The organism is Phenylobacterium conjunctum (genome assembly GCF_042679085.1).
GTDB lineage: Bacteria > Pseudomonadota > Alphaproteobacteria > Caulobacterales > Caulobacteraceae > Phenylobacterium > Phenylobacterium conjunctum.
This window is the reverse complement of the sequence record NZ_JBHTLQ010000044.1, coordinates 1-16,085: the sequence shown is the minus strand read 5'-3', so window position 1 is coordinate 16,085 and position 16,085 is coordinate 1. Positions and strand designations below refer to the sequence as shown.

Annotated in this window: 12 protein-coding genes and 1 tRNA gene; 5 read left to right on the top strand and 8 right to left on the bottom strand. The window is 68.0% G+C overall.

Annotated elements, in window-relative coordinates; genetic code table 11:
• Nucleotides 1-17: 17 nt before the first annotated feature.
• The 3 genes from lptC to ACFQ27_RS16150 form a co-directional block, all read right to left on the bottom strand.
• Nucleotides 18-638, bottom strand: a complete 621-nt coding sequence (lptC, locus tag ACFQ27_RS16160) for an LPS export ABC transporter periplasmic protein LptC (protein WP_374345845.1) — start codon at nucleotides 636-638, stop codon at nucleotides 18-20.
• 7 nt (nucleotides 639-645) lie between these two features.
• A complete protein-coding gene (locus ACFQ27_RS16155) occupies nucleotides 646-1,263 on the bottom strand; it encodes a ribonuclease D (protein ID WP_374345844.1) in 618 nt (205 codons plus the stop codon).
• Between the two features lie 134 nt (nucleotides 1,264-1,397).
• Nucleotides 1,398-1,484 (bottom strand) — tRNA-Leu (locus ACFQ27_RS16150).
• 156 nt (nucleotides 1,485-1,640) lie between these two features.
• Here ACFQ27_RS16150 and ACFQ27_RS16145 point away from each other — a divergent pair.
• Nucleotides 1,641-2,612: a complex I NDUFA9 subunit family protein gene (locus ACFQ27_RS16145; protein WP_374345843.1), complete on the top strand. Its 972-nt coding sequence runs from the start codon at nucleotides 1,641-1,643 to the stop codon at nucleotides 2,610-2,612.
• Between the two features lie 27 nt (nucleotides 2,613-2,639).
• Here ACFQ27_RS16145 and ACFQ27_RS16140 read toward each other — a convergent pair whose 3' ends face one another.
• On the bottom strand, nucleotides 2,640-3,446 hold the full coding sequence (locus ACFQ27_RS16140; RefSeq protein WP_377354331.1) for an undecaprenyl-diphosphate phosphatase: 807 nt from the start codon (nucleotides 3,444-3,446) through the stop codon (nucleotides 2,640-2,642).
• Nucleotides 3,447-3,658: 212 nt separating this feature from the next.
• On the opposite strand from ACFQ27_RS16140, the gene ACFQ27_RS16135 reads away from it, so the two are divergent.
• Both ACFQ27_RS16135 and gltB read left to right on the top strand, forming a co-directional pair.
• On the top strand, nucleotides 3,659-5,095 hold the full coding sequence (locus tag ACFQ27_RS16135) for an NAD(P)-dependent oxidoreductase (protein ID WP_377354330.1): 1,437 nt from the start codon (nucleotides 3,659-3,661) through the stop codon (nucleotides 5,093-5,095).
• Nucleotides 5,096-5,100: 5 nt separating this feature from the next.
• Entirely contained in the window at nucleotides 5,101-9,651 is a 4,551-nt protein-coding gene (gene gltB / locus ACFQ27_RS16130; protein ID WP_377354329.1) for a glutamate synthase large subunit, read from the top strand.
• Nucleotides 9,652-9,678: 27 nt separating this feature from the next.
• On the opposite strand, the gene thpR is transcribed toward gltB, so the two are convergent.
• A complete protein-coding gene (gene thpR / locus ACFQ27_RS16125) occupies nucleotides 9,679-10,215 on the bottom strand; it encodes an RNA 2',3'-cyclic phosphodiesterase (RefSeq protein ID WP_377354328.1) in 537 nt (178 codons plus the stop codon).
• A gap of 141 nt (nucleotides 10,216-10,356) precedes the next feature.
• Between thpR and ACFQ27_RS16120 the strand changes: the two genes are divergently transcribed.
• On the top strand, nucleotides 10,357-11,100 hold the full coding sequence (locus tag ACFQ27_RS16120; protein WP_374348621.1) for a Bax inhibitor-1/YccA family protein: 744 nt from the start codon (nucleotides 10,357-10,359) through the stop codon (nucleotides 11,098-11,100).
• A gap of 62 nt (nucleotides 11,101-11,162) precedes the next feature.
• Here ACFQ27_RS16120 and ACFQ27_RS16115 read toward each other — a convergent pair whose 3' ends face one another.
• The 3 genes from ACFQ27_RS16115 to acnA all read right to left on the bottom strand — a co-directional run bounded on the left by ACFQ27_RS16115 (nucleotide 11,163) and on the right by acnA (nucleotide 15,477).
• A complete protein-coding gene (locus ACFQ27_RS16115) occupies nucleotides 11,163-11,492 on the bottom strand; it encodes a DUF2794 domain-containing protein (protein WP_374348619.1) in 330 nt (109 codons plus the stop codon).
• A 424-nt stretch (nucleotides 11,493-11,916) separates the two neighbouring features.
• Nucleotides 11,917-12,639: a DUF1223 domain-containing protein gene (locus ACFQ27_RS16110; RefSeq protein WP_377354327.1), complete on the bottom strand. Its 723-nt coding sequence runs from the start codon at nucleotides 12,637-12,639 to the stop codon at nucleotides 11,917-11,919.
• 150 nt (nucleotides 12,640-12,789) lie between these two features.
• On the bottom strand, nucleotides 12,790-15,477 hold the full coding sequence (acnA, locus tag ACFQ27_RS16105; protein WP_374348614.1) for an aconitate hydratase AcnA: 2,688 nt from the start codon (nucleotides 15,475-15,477) through the stop codon (nucleotides 12,790-12,792).
• Between the two features lie 181 nt (nucleotides 15,478-15,658).
• Between acnA and ACFQ27_RS16100 the strand changes: the two genes are divergently transcribed.
• A partial coding sequence (locus ACFQ27_RS16100; protein ID WP_377354339.1) for an ABC transporter ATP-binding protein occupies nucleotides 15,659-16,085 on the top strand: 427 nt, incomplete at its 3' end.

Below are 16,085 nucleotides of genomic sequence, written 5' to 3'. Positions count from 1 at the left end.
TTTTTGCCGCCGGAACCCTAGTGTGACTCGACGCGCGTGCGAACGCCGCCCTTGAAGACCAGTCGATCGCCCTTGTCATAGACGCCGTAGGACTTGGCAATGATTTCTCCCAGCGCGCCCATGCCCTGAATCTCGCCCGTGCCCTCCAACACCCCGGTGGCGGTGTTGAAGATGGAGCTGGCGGTGGAGAAATTCACGTCCCCGCCGTTCAACTTTACGCCACCGTCCAGGTTCAGGGTGTGGGCGTCCTCGCGATAGACGCCGGACTGGGACGAGATTCGGGTCGGGTTCGAGCCCTCCTCGTCCAGGACCAGCATCGGGGTGTCGAGCAGGACACGGTTGTAGTCCTTCTCGTCGCGGGTCGCCGTCTTGGCGGTGATCACATAGGCCCGCCCTTTGCCGTCCCGGCCCACGAAGCGCGGGTTGACCAGCTGGATCGGCGCGTCGGCGTCCTGGGGCCTGGCCTTGGCGCCCGCCAGGGAGCCGTGGATCACAAAGCCGACCAGGAGGACGAAGATGGCGCCGATGGCGGCCGGCAGGGCGATGCGCGCCCTGCGGATCATCACCGAATGCGCACGCCAGCGCGCGGCCTGGTCGCGGGGACCGGCGGCGGGCGAAGGCGCTTGGGCGAGGCTCAAGGCCGCCTCACGAATGGGCGAAGATGTCGACCTCTTCCCAGCCCCTGACATCAAGCAGGGCGCGGTGGGGCAGGAAGTCGAAACAGGCCCGGGCCAGGGCGTCGCGGCCCTCGCGGACCAGCATCTCGTCAAGGCGGGCGCGGATGGCGTGCAGGTGCAGGACGTCAGAGGCGGCATAGGCCAGCTGGTCCGCCGAGAGCTTGTCGGCGCCCCAGTCGGAGCTTTGCTGAGCCTTGGACATGTCCACGCCGACCAGTTCCTTGGCGACATCCTTCAGGCCGTGGCGGTCCGTATAGGTCCGCGCCAGCTTGGAGGCGATCTTGGTGCAATAGACCGGCGCCGTCACCACCCCGAGATGTAGGTGGAACATGGCGATGTCGAAACGGCCGAAGTGGAAGATCTTCGTGATCGCCGGATTGGTCAGGACCGCCTTCAGATTCGGGCAGTCGTAGTCGGGGCGCTTCAGGCGCACCACATGAGCGTCGCCATTGCCGTCCGACAGCTGGACCACGCACAGCGGGTCGCGGCCGATGCGCAGGCCCATGGTCTCCGAATCGATGGCGACAGCGGTCGCGCCCTCGAAGACACCGGCGGGCAGATCGCCCTCATGAAGGAAGTTCGCCACGTTCGGTCCTACTCCGGCAGGCCCCGCGAGGGGCGCTTAAGCTGAATTCGCCCGAGGCGAAGTCCGACAGAATAGGTCTGAAGTCCTGTCTGTCACGTCTTGGGGGAGTAGCTCGGTCACCACCCCCGAAGGGATGGTGCCCAGGAGAGGACTCGAACCTCCACGGCCGTTAAGCCACTGGCACCTGAAGCCAGCGCGTCTACCAATTCCGCCACCTGGGCCCCGCCCCTTCGGATCGGGAGGCGGTCCTATAGGGCCACTCAGAGAGGCGGTCAATCACTAGATCGCACTTGATGCGGCAAGTCGCATTGCGGCGCGCCCACGCTTCGTCTATCCGACCCTCAACGGACACCTCTCCTTCCTTACAGAGACACACCATGCAGGATCTGGTCACGGTCTTCGGCGGCTCGGGCTTCTTGGGCAGCCAGGTGGTGCGCGCGCTCGCCAAGCAGGGCCTGCGGGTCCGCGTCGCGGTGCGCCAGCCGCATCTGGCCCACACCATGCGGCTCTTGGGCGATGTCGGCCAGATCGAGGTGGTCCAGGCCAATGTCCGCAACGAGGCCTCGGTCCAGCGGGCCTTGGCCGGCGCGCAGGGCTGCGTGAACCTGGTCGGCCTGCTCTATGAGACCGGCCGCCAGAAGTTCCAGTCGGTCCACACCATGGGCGCCCGCAATATCGCGGCCCAGGCCAAGGCGGCGGGCCTGAAGAGCCTGGTCCAGGTCTCGGCCATCGGCGCCGATGCGAACTCCGAGGCCAAGTACGCCCGCACCAAGGGCATGGGCGAGGCCGCCGTGCGCGAGGCCTTCCCCGACGCCGTGATCATCCGGCCCTCGATCATCTTTGGTCAGGGCGACGGCTTCTTCAACAAGTTCGGCGAGATGGCGGTGATCTCGCCGGTCCTGCCGCTGATCGGCGGCGGCAAGACCCGCTTCCAGCCCGTGTTCGTCGGCGACGTGGCCAAGGCGATCGCCAAGGCGGTCACCGATCCGGCCTGCGCCGGCAAGACCTATGAGCTGGGCGGCGCCGCCGTGGTCTCCTTCAAGGAGGTCATGGAGATCATCAACGCCCAGACCGGCCGCGCCCGCCTGCTGATGCCGCTGCCGATGCCGGTGGCCGGCCTGATCGGCAAGCTGTGCGAGATCGTCACCCTGACGCCGGTGGCCCCGCCGCTGACCAGCGACCAGGTCGAGCTGTTGAAGACCGACAATGTGGTGACCGGCGCCTATCCGGGCCTGTCGGACCTGGGGATCACCGCCACCACGCTGGAAGCGGTCCTGCCGACCTACATGTACCGCTTCCGCCGCGGCGGCCAGTACGCCGACGAGACCGAGCGCATGGTCGCGGCCTGAGCGACGGCAGCTGGCGTCTGACGGGGCCTAGCGCCCCGTCATCGTCAGGAACACCAGACCGCCGACGCCCACCAGGATCCGCCACCAGGCGAAGGGGGCGAAGCCGCGCTTGCTGACGAAGTCGAGCAGGGTGCGCACGACGATGAAGCCCACCACGAAGCTGACGACGAAGCCCAGGGCGATCAGGCCGACCTGATCGGTCGAGATGTTGTCGCGGTTGGACCAGGCGTCGAGCACGAAGGCCCCCAGCATGATGGGGATGGCCAGGAAGAAGGAGAACTCGGCCGCCGCGCGCTTTTCCACGCGCATCAGCATGGAGCCGAGAATGGTCGCGCCCGACCGGGAGACGCCGGGCACCAGGGCCAGGCACTGGAAGAGGCCGATCACCAGCGAGGTGCGCAGCGGCAGGGCCATGGCGTCGTCCTGATTGGGCTGAGGCGCCCAGCGGTCCAGGACGAAGAACACTAAGCCGCCGATGATCAGCGACCAGCAGATCAGGCGGGGGCTTTCAAACAGCACATGCTTGATCACGTCGTGCAGCAGCACCCCGGCCAGGGCCCCGGGCAGGAAGGCGACCAACACCGAGATCGCGAAGCGGCGCGAAGCGGCCTCGGTCGGCAGGGTGATCAGCACCTTCCACAGGCGGCTGAAATAGAGGGCCACGATGGCCAGGATCGCGCCCAGCTGGATCAGCACCGCAAAGGTGTCCCAGAAGCCGTCCGGCAGGCCGAGCAGGGTCTTGGTCAGCAGGAGGTGCCCGGTCGAGGAGACCGGGATGAACTCGGTCAGGCCTTCGACCACCCCCAGGATGATGGCGTTGATCCAGTCCGACATGGGCGCGTCCTCCAGGCTCCTGCGGCCCCAGCAGGAGCCGCATCAGGGTAAAGATGGCGTGTATCCACTAAGTGGACCAAAATGCTCGCGCTCACGGAGAATTTTGTGATGCGCGGCGGCCGCATCGCGCCATTAAGTCCACTTTGTAGCTCATATGCTTTTTCGCGGCAGGTTTCAGGCCTATGGGAGCCTTGGACAGCCGGAGACACGCCATGGCCGAGCGCATGCTGAAGTTCACGACGGTGGACCGCGTCACCCCACCCAAGCGGGGCGCGACCGCGCGCGCCGGCGATTTCCATGAGATCTACGCCGACTTCATCGACGCCAAGGCGGCGGAGCAGGCCTCGCGCTGCTCCCAGTGCGGCATCCCGTTCTGTCAGACCCACTGTCCGCTGCACAACAACATCCCCGACTGGCTGCGGATGACCGCCGAGGGCCGGCTGCGGGAGGCCTACGACCTGTCCCAGGCCACCAGCTCGATGCCGGAGATCTGTGGCCGCATCTGCCCGCAGGACCGGCTCTGCGAAGGCTCCTGCACCATAGAACAGTCGGGCCATGGCACCGTGACCATCGGGGCGGTGGAACGCTACCTGACCGACAAGGCCTGGGAAGAAGGCTGGGTCGCGCCACTCGTCGCGGGTCCTGACCAGGGCCGCAGCGTGGGGATCATCGGCGCGGGCCCCGCCGGCCTGTCGGCGGCCGAGCGCTTGCGCGAGATGGGCTATGCGGTGACGGTCTATGACCGCCACGACCGGGCCGGCGGCCTGCTGATCTATGGCATCCCCGGCTTCAAGCTGGAAAAGGACGTGGTCGCCCGCCGCACCAAAAGGCTGGCGGACGGCGGGGTCGAGTTCCGGCTGGGCTTCGAGGTCGGCCGTGACGCGAGCCTCGACGAGCTGCGCGCCCGCCATGACGCCATCCTCGTGGCCACCGGGGTCTATGCAGCCCGCGAGCTGCAGGTTCCGGGCGCCGGCTCGGCCGGGGTGACGCCGGCCCTGGACTACCTGATCGCCTCCAACCGCGTGGGCCTGGGCGACGACGTGCCGACCTATGCGTCCGGGCAGCTGAACGCCCAGGGCAAGCACGTGGTCGTGGTCGGCGGCGGCGACACCGCCATGGACTGCGTGCGCACCGCCATGCGCCAGGGCGCGGCCTCGGTCACCTGCCTCTATCGCCGCGACCGGGCCAACATGCCAGGCTCGGCCCGCGAGGTGGGTCATGCAGAAGAAGAAGGCGTGACCTTTGAATGGCTGGCCGCGCCCCGCGCTGTGACCGGCGAGGCGGGTAAGGCCAAGGGCGTGCGGGCGATCCGCATGCGGCTGGGCGCTCCCGACGCCAGCGGACGTCAGGCGCCCGAGGAGATCGAGGGCGGCGACTTCGACCTCAAGGCCGACCTGGTCATCAAGGCCCTGGGCTTTGATCCTGAGGACCTGCCCGCCGCCTTCGGCGCGCCGGACCTGGCGGTCTCACGCTGGGGCACGCTGAAGGCCGACTTCCGCACCCAGATGACCTCAATCCCAGGTGTGTTCGCCGCCGGCGACATCGTGCGCGGCGCCTCCCTGGTGGTCTGGGCGATCCGCGACGGCCGCGACGCCGCAGACGCCATCTGCGCCTACCTGTCCCAACCGGCCCTGGCCGCGGCGGAGTGACGATCATGACCTCCCATCCCATCACGGAAACGGAACGCTACCTGGCGAACCGTCAGAAGCTGATCGACGCCCACGCCTATGACCCGTCCATGGAGCGGGACGCCTGCGGGGTGGGCCTGGTCTGCGCCCTGGACGGCCAGCCGCGCCGGGAGGTGGTCGAGCTGGCCATCCGCGCCCTGAAGAGCGTCTGGCACCGGGGCGCTATCGACGCCGACGGCAAGACCGGCGATGGCGCCGGCGTGCTGGTCTCGGTTCCCCAGGACTTCTTCGCCGACCAGGTCGCCCAGATCGGCCACGCCCTGCGCCCGGGGCCCATCGCCGTCGGCCAGGTCTTCCTGCCGCGCAACGACCTGGCCGCTCAGGAGACCTGCCGCACCATCGTCGAGGCCGAGGCCCTGAGGTTCGGCTTCTATATCTATGGCTGGCGCCAGGTGCCGGTGGACACCCGGGTGATCGGCGAGAAGGCCAACGCCAGCCGGCCCGAGATCGAGCAGATCATGCTGTCGCCGCCCAAGGGCCTGCACGGCGAGGCGCTGGAGCGCGCCCTGTTCATCTGCCGCAAGCGGATCGAGAAGCGGGTGGCCGCGGCCAATATCCAGCACTTCTACCTGTGCTCCCTGTCGGCCCGGTCGCTGATCTACAAGGGCATGTTCCTGGCCCAGCACATCGACGAGTTCTATCCGGACCTGACCGACGCCCGGTTCGCCGCGGCTGTGGCCATCTTCCACCAGCGCTATTCCACCAACACCTTCCCGGAATGGCGGCTGGCCCAGCCGTTCCGGATGCTGGCCCACAACGGCGAGATCAACACGCTGAAGGGCAACGTCAACTGGATGAAGAGCCATGAGATCCGCATGGCTGCCGACGCCTTCGGCGAGATGGGCGATGACGTGAAGCCGGTGATCCAGCCGGGCGGCTCGGACTCAGCCGCCCTGGACAACACCTTCGAGGTGCTGGTCCGGGCCGGCCGCGACGCGCCCATGACCAAGGCCCTGCTGATCCCGGAAGCCTGGGCGGCCAAGTCGGCTGAACAGATCAAGCCGGAGCACAAGGCGCTCTACGCCTACTGCAACGCGGTGATGGAGCCCTGGGACGGCCCGGCCGCCGTCTGCGCCACCGATGGCCGCTGGGTCGTGGCCGGCAAGGACCGTAACGGCCTGCGCCCCCTGCGCGTGACCTATACCAACGACGGCCTGCTGATCATGGGCTCGGAAGCCGGCATGTGCCGGGTGGACGAAGCCCGCATCACCCGCAAGGCCCACATCTCGCCGGGCCGGATGATCGCCGTCGACCTGACCGAGGGCCGCCTCTACGAGGAGGAGGCGATCATCGACCGCCTGGCCGCCCAGCATCCCTATGATCAGTGGCTGGGCAACATGGTCGACCTGGAGGCCGCCATCGCGCCGGGACCTGAGCCGCGCTCTTACGGCCGCGAGGAACTGGTCCGCCGCCAGGTGGCCGCCGGCCTGTCGCTGGAGGACCTGGAGCTGATCCTCGCCCCCATGGTCGAGGACGCCAAGGAAGCCGTGGGCTCCATGGGCGACGACACCCCGCTGGCGGTGCTGTCCGACCAGTACCGGCCGCTGTCGCACTTCTTCCGCCAGAACTTCAGCCAGGTGACCAACCCGCCGATCGATTCCTTGCGGGAATCGGCGGTGATGAGCCTGAAGACCCGGTTCAAGAACCTCGGCAATGTCCTGGCCCAGGACGAGGCCCAGACCGACGTCTTCGCCCTGGAAAGCCCGCTTTTGACCAACGGCATGTACGAGCGCCTGGTCGAGGTGATCGGCGCCCGAAACCTGGCCGAGATCGACTGCACCATGCCGATCCCGGCGCCGGAGGCCCGGCCCGGCGACGCCCTGCGCGCCAATCTCGACCGCATCCGCGCCGAGGCCGAGGACGCCGCCCTGCGCGGCTGCGCGACCATTGTGCTGACCGACCGCGCCAGCGGTCCCGACCGGGTGGCCCTGCCCATGATCCTGGCCACCGGCGGAGTGCATTCCTGGCTGGTCGCCAAGGGTCTGCGCTCCTACGTCTCGATCATCGTGCGCTCGGCCGAGTGCCTGGACACCCACGGCTTCGCGGTCCTAGTGGGCGTGGGAGCGACGGCGGTGAACGCCTATCTGGCCCAGGAAAGTTTCCAGGACCGCCTGGAGCGCGGCCTCGCGGGCGACCTGGACCTTCGCCAGGTGTGCCTGAACTACAAGCACGCCATCGAGGGCGGCCTCCTGAAGATCATCGCCAAGATGGGGATCGCGGTGATCTCCTCCTATCGCGGCGGCTACAACTTCGAGGCCCTGGGCCTGTCGCGCTCCCTGGTGGCCGAGTTCTTCCCCGGCATGCCCTCGCGCATCTCCGGCATCGGCCTGGCCGGCATCGAGGCCCGCACGGTCGAACTGCACCGCAAGGCCTGGAACCCCGGGGCCATCAGCCTGCCGGTGGGCGGCTTCTACAAGGCCCGGCGCTCCGGCGAGGCGCACGCCTTTGAAGCGCGGATGATCCACACCCTGCAGAGCGCCTGCGACCGCGGGGACTATGATCTCTACAAGCGCTTCTCCGACGGCATGCGCCGGATGCCGACCATCCAGCTGCGCGACCTTCTGGACTGGCGCCTGGCCGAGCGGCCCACCCCGTTGGACGAGGTCGAGAGCGTCAATGAGATCCGCAAGCGGTTCCTGACGCCCGGCATGAGCATGGGGGCCCTCAGCCCCGAGGCCCACGGGGTGCTGAACATCGCCATGAACCGGATCGGGGCCAAGAGCGTCTCCGGCGAGGGCGGTGAGGACGACGCCCGCTACAAGCCCCTGCCCAACGGCGACAACCCCAACTCGGCGGTCAAGCAGATCGCGTCGGGCCGGTTCGGCGTCACCGCCGAGTACCTGAACCAGTGCCGCGAGATCGAGATCAAGGTCAGCCAGGGGGCCAAGCCCGGCGAGGGCGGCCAGCTGCCCGGCTTCAAGGTCACCGAGCTGATCGCAAGGCTGCGGCACGCCACGCCCGGCGTGATGCTGATCTCACCCCCGCCGCACCACGACATCTATTCCATCGAGGACCTGGCCCAGCTCATCTATGACCTGAAGCAGATCAACCCGGACGCCCGGGTCTGCGTGAAGCTGGTGGCCATGACCGGGATCGGCGCCATCGCCGCCGGGGTCGCCAAGGCCAAGGCGGACGTGATCCTGATCTCCGGCAATGTCGGCGGCACGGGCGCCTCGCCCCAGACCTCGATCAAGTACGCCGGCGGGCCCTGGGAGATGGGGCTGTCAGAAGCTCATCAGGTGCTGACCCTGAACAATCTGCGTCCCTCGGTGCGGCTGCGCACAGACGGCGGCATCCGCACCGGCCGCGACGTGGTGATCGCCGCCATGCTGGGAGCCGAGGAGTTCGGCATCGGCACGGCCAGCCTGATCGCCATGGGCTGCATCATGGTCCGCCAGTGCCATTCCAACACCTGTCCGGTGGGGGTCTGCACCCAGGACGAGGCCCTGCGCGCCAAGTTCTCCGGCTCCCCGGAAAAGGTCATCAACCTCTTCACCTTCATCGCCGAGGAGGTGCGCGAGATCCTGGGCCAGCTGGGCTTCAAGTCCCTGCAGGAGATCGTCGGCCGCACCGACCTGCTGCGTCAGGTCTCGCGCGGCGGCGAGCACCTGGACGACCTCGACCTGAACCCGCTCCTGGTGAAGGCCGATCCGGGCCTCAACGCCCCTTACTGCACCGTGGAGGGCCGCAACGAGGTGCCCGACACCCTGGACGCCCAGATCGTCCGCGACGCTGCGCCCCTGCTGGAACGGGGCGAGAAGATGCAGCTGACCTATACGGTGCGGAACACCGCCCGGGCCATCGGCGCGCGGACCTCGTCGCACATCGTGCGCAAGTTCGGCATGGCGGGTCTCGCGCCCGGTCACCTGACCGTCCAGCTCAAGGGCTCGGCCGGCCAAAGCCTGGGGGCGTTTGCGGTCCAGGGCCTGCGCATTGAGCTGACCGGCGAGGCCAACGACTATGTGGGCAAGGGCCTGTCGGGGGCGACCATCGTGATCCGCCCCTCGCCGCACCTGGTCAACGCCCACGCCAACGCGATCCTCGGCAACACCGTGCTCTATGGCGCGACCTCTGGCCGGCTGTTCGCCGCCGGCCTGGCCGGCGAGCGCTTCGGGGTGCGCAACTCCGGCGCCGTGGCCGTGGTCGAGGGCGTGGGCGCCAACGGCCTGGAATACATGACCGGCGGCCGGGCGGTGATCCTGGGGCCGATCGGCTTCAACTTCGCCGCCGGCATGACCGGGGGCATGGCCTTCGTCCTCGACCTCGACGACCGGGCGCTGATCAACCTCAACCGCGACAGCGTGGTGGCGCAGCGGATCGGTACGCGGGCCTGGGAAGCCGAGCTCAAGGCCCTGGTGGAGGAGCACGCCGCCGAGACCGGTTCGGTGTTCGCTGGCGAGATCCTGCGCGACTGGGACCGCATGGTCGGCCGCTTCTGGCAGATCGTGCCGAAGGAGATGGTCCACCGCCTCGACAAGCCGCTCGCCGAGGGAGAGGCGGTGCATCACCGGGCGTGAAACTCCTCCCCCACAAGCAGGGGAGGATCAGATCAGCGGATACTCCCGCTCCAGCCGGTACCGGGACCCTTCCGAGGTCTGGTGGCTGGAATAGAGGCCGAAGCTGGTCACGCGGAAGGGCGGGGACCGCAGCAGGTTGTTGGCCTGGATCCAGCGGGCCACGTCGTCGGGGACCGGGCGCTTCAGATAGGCCAGGGTCACGTGCGGGCGATAGACGCGGGTGTCGGCGGGTAGGCCCGCGCGGCGGGCGGCGCTCTCGCAGGCCTTGGCCAGGCGCCGCAGGGCCGCGTTCTCCTCGACGCCAGCCCAGACAGCGTGGATGTCCTCGCCCTCGCCGAAATGGCCGACCCCGGCCAGCTCCAGGGTCAGGGCCTCTCCCGAGATCGTCGCCAGCTCAGCGTCGAAATCATCGGCCACGTCCTCGCGCAGCTCGCCGGCGAACTTGAGCGTGATGTGCAGGGCCTCGAGCGGGCGCCAGGCCGCGCCCTCCAGGCCGTGCTGGCGGCGCAGGAGCCCCTCGCCGATGTCGTCGGGCACGTGCAGGGCGGCGAACAGGCGGATCATGGGCGGAAGCTAGCGGCCCGCGGCCGCGAAACAAGAGCCCCGAATCCGAACCTCGACCGGTTCGCCTTGCGAAAGACCGAAAGCATCACGATATTGAGGGCTGCGCCCGCTTGGGGCGTGTGAAAAAGGGCATTGCCTCAGATGAGCGACTTCAACCGCGGCTTTTCGATCCCGAGCGATCGCGCCGACATGTCGGTGGACGCGGGCCTTCGAAGCTTCATGCTCGGCGTCTACAACAAGGTGGCGCTGGGTCTTCTCCTGTCCGCCGCCCTGGCGTTCGTGACCAGCTCCTTCCCGCCGGTTCGCGACCTGATGTTCAAGGTCAGCCCCGATGGCCGCGCCATGGGCCTGAGCATCCTGGGCATGATCGTGGCCTTCGCGCCCCTGGGCGTGATCCTGTTCACGTCGTTTGCGCGCAATGTGACGGCGCAATCGGCCGGGATCACCTACTGGACCATCGTCAGCCTGATCGGCGCGTCGCTGGGCCTGGTGGTGCTGACCTATACCGGCGCCTCGATCGCCACGACCTTCCTGATCACGGCGACCGCCTTCGGCGCCCTGTCCCTGGTGGGCTACACGACCAAGAAGGACCTGACCGGCTTTGGCAGCTTCCTGATCATGGGTGTGTGGGGCATCGTGATCGCCAGCCTGGCCAACCTGTTCCTGCGTATGCCGGGCATCTCGTTCGTGGTGAACATCCTGGGCGTGCTGATCTTCGCCGGCCTGACCGCCTACGACACCCAGCGCCTGAAGCTGACCTACTACCAGCTGGGCGGCAACCGCGAGGCCATGGGCGTGGCGACCAACTTTGGCGCGCTCAGCCTGTACCTGGACTTCATCAACCTGTTCCAGTTCCTGCTGAGCTTCCTGGGCAACCGCCGCTAAGCCTCAGCAAGGTCCAAGTTACAGAACCCCGGCGGGCGACCGCCGGGGTTTTTGTTTGGGGTTTAGTCCACGACCTTGAAGCGGCCCTTGTCGAAGACCCGGAGCACCTGCTCCAGCTCCTGGCCGCGGCGCAGGATCATCCCGCCTTCGCCGATCACCGCCCACGCGCCCTGGCGCCTGGCCAGGGCCGGGCGCTTCTCGATGCGATAAAGCGGGGCCTCCGAGGTGCGGCGATAGACCGAGAAGACGCACACGTCGGAATTGGCGCCGATCGCGTAGTCGCGCCATTCACCGGCGGCGACCATCCGGCCATAGAGATTGAGAAGGCGGGTGAGCTCCCGCCGGTCGAAGAAGACCTGACCCGCCTGCGGCGTCTGCTGATCAAATGCCATCGCCGCCAGCCTAGACCCAAATCGGCCGGCAAGGCGAGGGTCACGACGCCGACATCTCGTCTCAGCCTTAGGCCTGCCCCGAAACGCACGCCGTGAAATGACCTTATTTCGGTCCAGCCCCTGCCCGATCCCCCGGCGATAAGGTCATTGTCGGTTGATCAGAGACACCGCAGGTCCCGGATCCTGAACAGCCCCCCCAGCCCCCCTGGATCGCGGGCTTTGGTCAACCGGCGCTTCTAGATCCCCCCAAGACGGGCCCGCGCGGTTTTCCCCCCGACCGCGCGGGCCTTTTCTTTTGACTTGGGCCCAAACCCCCGCTCATCCCGGCGAAGGCCGGGATCCAGGTTCATCAGCAGAATTGAGAATCTTCGCGCCTGCGCGGCGCCCTATGATCTGGGTCCCGGCCTTCGCCGGGATGAGCGGATTAGCGGGAGCTGGCGGCTTCCGGCCGCTTGCCCACGCCGATGACCCGGCCGCCCTTGGCGCCCTGGACCAGGACGACGGTCGCAAGACCCTCTTCCTTGGACGCCGGCACCCGATAGGCCGTGGGCTTGCCGCGCCAGGGGCCGAGCTTGACGATCTCGCGCACCACATTGGTGTGCGGCACGGTCTGGCCCTTGTTGTCGCCCTTCTTGACCACGACGTCCTGCTCGCGCGGGTCATAGCGGACCAGCCAGACCTCGGCCCCGCCCTTGGGGACGGCGCCCGCGCCCACATCCACCCGGCGGGCGCCGATGAAGGCCATGTCAGGACCGCGACGTCCGCCAGCCGCGGCGGTGTCCACAGCCTTTTCGATCTTGTCGGTCTGCAGCCCGCCCACCTGGGTGCGGCCGTCGACGACGATCTGAGGCGTGTAGGGCTCGCGCAGGCCCATCTTGACCACATAGGCCTTCTGGCGCTCGGCGAACTCGGGCTTGGCGAAGGTGTCGGCCCAGCCGAGATAATCCCAGTAGTCGACGGGGAAGGTCAGGGTGAGCACGTCGGCGCGCTCGGCCAGCTTGCCCAGATTGGCGTTGGCCTCGCCACAGGAGGCGCAGCCCTGGGCCGTGAACAGCTCCACGACCACGGGCGTCTTGGCCTGGCCGGCCGCCGGCAGGGCGGCGAGAACCAAGGCGAACAGGGGCGCGAGGGCGGCGGCGTGACGCATTGGGCCGCACTTAGCCGGGTTCCGCCGTCCCCGGGGGTCAAGAAGGCGTGAGGCGGGACGGGACGGGCGTCGAAACATCAGGTCCCAAATACGCCACCGCGCCCGGCTGGATGCAACCGGGCGCGGCGTGTTTCTCAGTTTTTTGGCCGCTTAGCCCGCCTTGGCGAGGTTCCGCAGCACGTAGTTCAGGACGCCGCCGTTCTTGAAGTACTCAAGCTCGGTGGGCGTATCGATCCGGCAACGGACCGGGAAGCGGGCGATGCGGCCGTCGGAGGGACGGTACATCTCGACCGTCAGCTGGCGCCGGGGCGACAGTTCGGTCAGGCCGCGGATGGTGACGATCTCTTCGCCGGTCAGGTTCAGCTTTTGCCAGCCTTCCTGCAGGAACTGCAGGGGCAGGACGCCCATGCCGACCAGGTTCGAGCGGTGGATACGCTCGAAGCTTTCGGCGATGACCGCGCGGACGCCCAGGAGCTTGGTGCCCTTGGCGGCCCAGTCACGGGACGAGCCGGTGCCGTATTCCTTGCCCGCGAACACCACCATCGGACGGCCTTCGCCCTGGTAGCGCATGGCCGCGTCATAGATCGACATGACCTCGCCAGACGGGAAGTGCTTGGTGACGCCGCCTTCGATTTCCGGGGTGATCCGGTTGCGGATGCGGATGTTGGCGAAGGTGCCGCGCATCATCACTTCGTGATTGCCGCGGCGCGCGCCGTAGGAGTTGAACTCCGAGGTCGGCACCTGGCGATCCCGCAGATAGACGCCCGCCGGCGAGGTGGCCTTGATCGAGCCGGCCGGGGAGATGTGGTCGGTGGTGATCGAGTCGCCGAACACGCCAAGCACGCGGGCCTCGACGATGTCGGTGACCGGCGCCGGCTCCATCTGCATGTCCTGGAAGTAGGGCGGGTTCTGCACGTAGGTGGAGCCCATGTCCCAGGTGTAGGTCTGGCCGCCGGCGACCTTGATGCCCTGCCAGTTCTTGTCGCCCTTGAAGACGTCGGAATAGCGGGTGGCGAACATCTTCTGGGTGACATGCTTGCGCTGCAGCGCCGCCACTTCCTCGGACGAGGGCCAGATGTCCTTCAGGTAGACGGGCTCGCCGTCCTTGCCTTCGCCGATCGGGTCATTGGCCAGGTCGATCAGCATGGAGCCGGCCAGGGCGTAGGCCACCACCAGCGGCGGCGAGGCCAGGTAGTTGGCCCGCACGTCCGGGTTCACGCGGCCTTCGAAGTTGCGGTTGCCCGAGAGCACCGAGCAGGCGACCAGGTCGCCGGCCTGAACGGCTTCAGAGATCGGTTCCGGCAGCGGGCCGGAGTTGCCGATGCAGGTGGTGCAGCCATAGCCGACCAGGTTGAAGCCCAGGGCGTCCAGGCTCTTATCCAGCTTGGCGGCCTTCAGATAGTCGGTCACGACCTGCGAGCCGGGGGCCAGCGAGGTCTTCACCCACGGCTTCACCTTCAGACCCTTTTCCACCGCCTTCTTGGCCACGAGGCCAGCGGCGATCAGGACCGAGGGGTTCGAGGTGTTGGTGCACGAGGTGATGGCGGCGATCACCACGTCGCCGTTGCCGACGTCGAACTTCTCGCCCTTCACCGGGGTGCGGGCGGCGTAGTCGTCACCCTTGCCGAAGTCCTTGGCCAGGGCACCCTTGAACTCGGCGGCGGCGTCGGACAGCAGCACGCGGTCCTGGGGACGCTTCGGGCCGGCCAGGGACGGCAGCACCGAGCCCAGGTCGAGCTCGAGGGTGTCGGTGAAGACCGGTTCCGGATCGCCCGGCTCCGACCACAGGCCTTGGGCCTTGGCGTAGGCCTCGACCAGCTGGCAACGGTCTTCGTCGCGGCCGGTGGCGCGCAGATAGTCGACGGTGGCCTTGGTGACCGGGAAGAAGCCGCAGGTGGCGCCGTATTCCGGAGCCATGTTGGCGATGGTCGCCTGGTCTTCCAGGGTCAGGCCCGACAGGCCGGGGCCGAAGAATTCGACGAACTTGCCGACCACGCCCTTCTTGCGCAGCATCTGGGTGACGGTCAGCACCAGGTCGGTGGCGGTCGCGCCGTCCGGCAGGGCGCCGGTCAGGCGGAAGCCGATGACTTCCGGGATCAGCATCGGGATCGGCTGGCCCAGCATGGCCGCTTCGGCCTCGATGCCGCCGACGCCCCAGCCCAGAACGGCCAGGCCGTTGATCATGGTGGTGTGCGAATCGGTGCCGACCACGGTGTCCGGATAGGCGACGGTGTCGGCGCCCTCATCCCCGGTCCAGACGGTCTGGGCCAGGTATTCCAGGTTCACCTGGTGGCAGATGCCGGTGCCGGGGGGCACGACGCGGAAGTTGTTGAAGGCTGACGAGCCCCAGCGCAGGAAGCGGTAGCGCTCGATGTTGCGCTCGTACTCGCGCTCGACGTTCTCGCCGAAGGCCTTGGAGGTGCCGAAGTAGTCGACCATCACCGAGTGGTCGATGACCAGGTCGACCGGGTTCAGCGGGTTGATCTTCTCGGGATTGGCGCCCAGGTGGGTCATGGCGTCGCGCATGGCGGCCAGGTCAACCACGGCGGGCACGCCGGTGAAGTCCTGCATCAGCACGCGGGCCGGGCGGAAGCTGATCTCGTGCTCCACGGCGCCCTTGTTTTCGAGCCAGGCGGCGACCGCCTTCAGGTCCTCAGGGGCGACGGTGTCGCCGTCTTCGTTGCGAAGCAGGTTCTCAAGCAGAACCTTCATCGAGGCCGGCAGGCGAGAAACACCGGCGAGACCGGCTTCTTCCGCCGCCGGAAGGCTGTAATAGACGTAGGTCTTATCGCCCACCGTCAGTTCGCGGCGGGTCTTCAGGCTGTCGATCGACGCCATAATCAGGGATCCTTCCTCTGTTCTCGGCCGCCATACGTCCGTATCGGGGATCGCGCGCTTTTCGGGGCGGACACACAGCGTTCGCCCCAGCGCCGCGTACGCCCCCCAAGGCGGCGCCGGCCGCGCGCGTCATAGCCCCTAGATTCTTTCCCGTCCATGCAACGGGAGCGCACAGGTGACGATCACGCGCTTGGATATTGAAGACCTCGCCCTGTCGCGGGGCGGCCGGCGGCTGTTTTCCGGCCTGAACCTGACCCTGGAGGCGGGCCGGGCCTGTGCGCTGACGGGTCGCAACGGGGCCGGAAAGACCAGTCTTCTCAGGGCTGTAGCGGGCCTGATCGCGCCCGAGGCGGGACAGATCGGCTTCGGCGCCCTGGACCCCGCCGATGCGCGGGCCGCAGGCATGCATCTGCTGGGTCATCTGGATGGGCTGAAATCCGGTCGCACGGCGCGGGACGAGCTGGATTTCTGGACCCGCTGGGCGGGGGGCTCGGCGGCCTCGGCGCGCGCTGCGGCGGGTCGGCTGGAGCTGACCGCCCTGCTCGACCTGGAGGTCCGTCGCCTGTCGGCCGGTCAGCGGCGGCGCCTAGCCCTCGCCCGGCTGCTGG

What these genes read in the sequence shown, in the direction of transcription:
- ACFQ27_RS16135 (WP_377354330.1), top strand. Translation starts at nt 3,659, where the DNA reads ATGGCCGAGCGCATGCTGAAGTTCACGACGGTGGACCGCGTCACCCCA.
- ACFQ27_RS16115 (WP_374348619.1), bottom strand. Translation starts at nt 11,492, where the DNA reads ATGGCATTTGATCAGCAGACGCCGCAGGCGGGTCAGGTCTTCTTCGAC.
- gltB (WP_377354329.1), top strand. Translation starts at nt 5,101, where the DNA reads ATGACCTCCCATCCCATCACGGAAACGGAACGCTACCTGGCGAACCGT.
- ACFQ27_RS16110 (WP_377354327.1), bottom strand. Translation starts at nt 12,639, where the DNA reads ATGCGTCACGCCGCCGCCCTCGCGCCCCTGTTCGCCTTGGTTCTCGCC.
- acnA (WP_374348614.1), bottom strand. Translation starts at nt 15,477, where the DNA reads ATGGCGTCGATCGACAGCCTGAAGACCCGCCGCGAACTGACGGTGGGC.
- ACFQ27_RS16145 (WP_374345843.1), top strand. Translation starts at nt 1,641, where the DNA reads ATGCAGGATCTGGTCACGGTCTTCGGCGGCTCGGGCTTCTTGGGCAGC.
- thpR (WP_377354328.1), bottom strand. Translation starts at nt 10,215, where the DNA reads ATGATCCGCCTGTTCGCCGCCCTGCACGTGCCCGACGACATCGGCGAG.
- ACFQ27_RS16140 (WP_377354331.1), bottom strand. Translation starts at nt 3,446, where the DNA reads ATGTCGGACTGGATCAACGCCATCATCCTGGGGGTGGTCGAAGGCCTG.
- ACFQ27_RS16120 (WP_374348621.1), top strand. Translation starts at nt 10,357, where the DNA reads ATGAGCGACTTCAACCGCGGCTTTTCGATCCCGAGCGATCGCGCCGAC.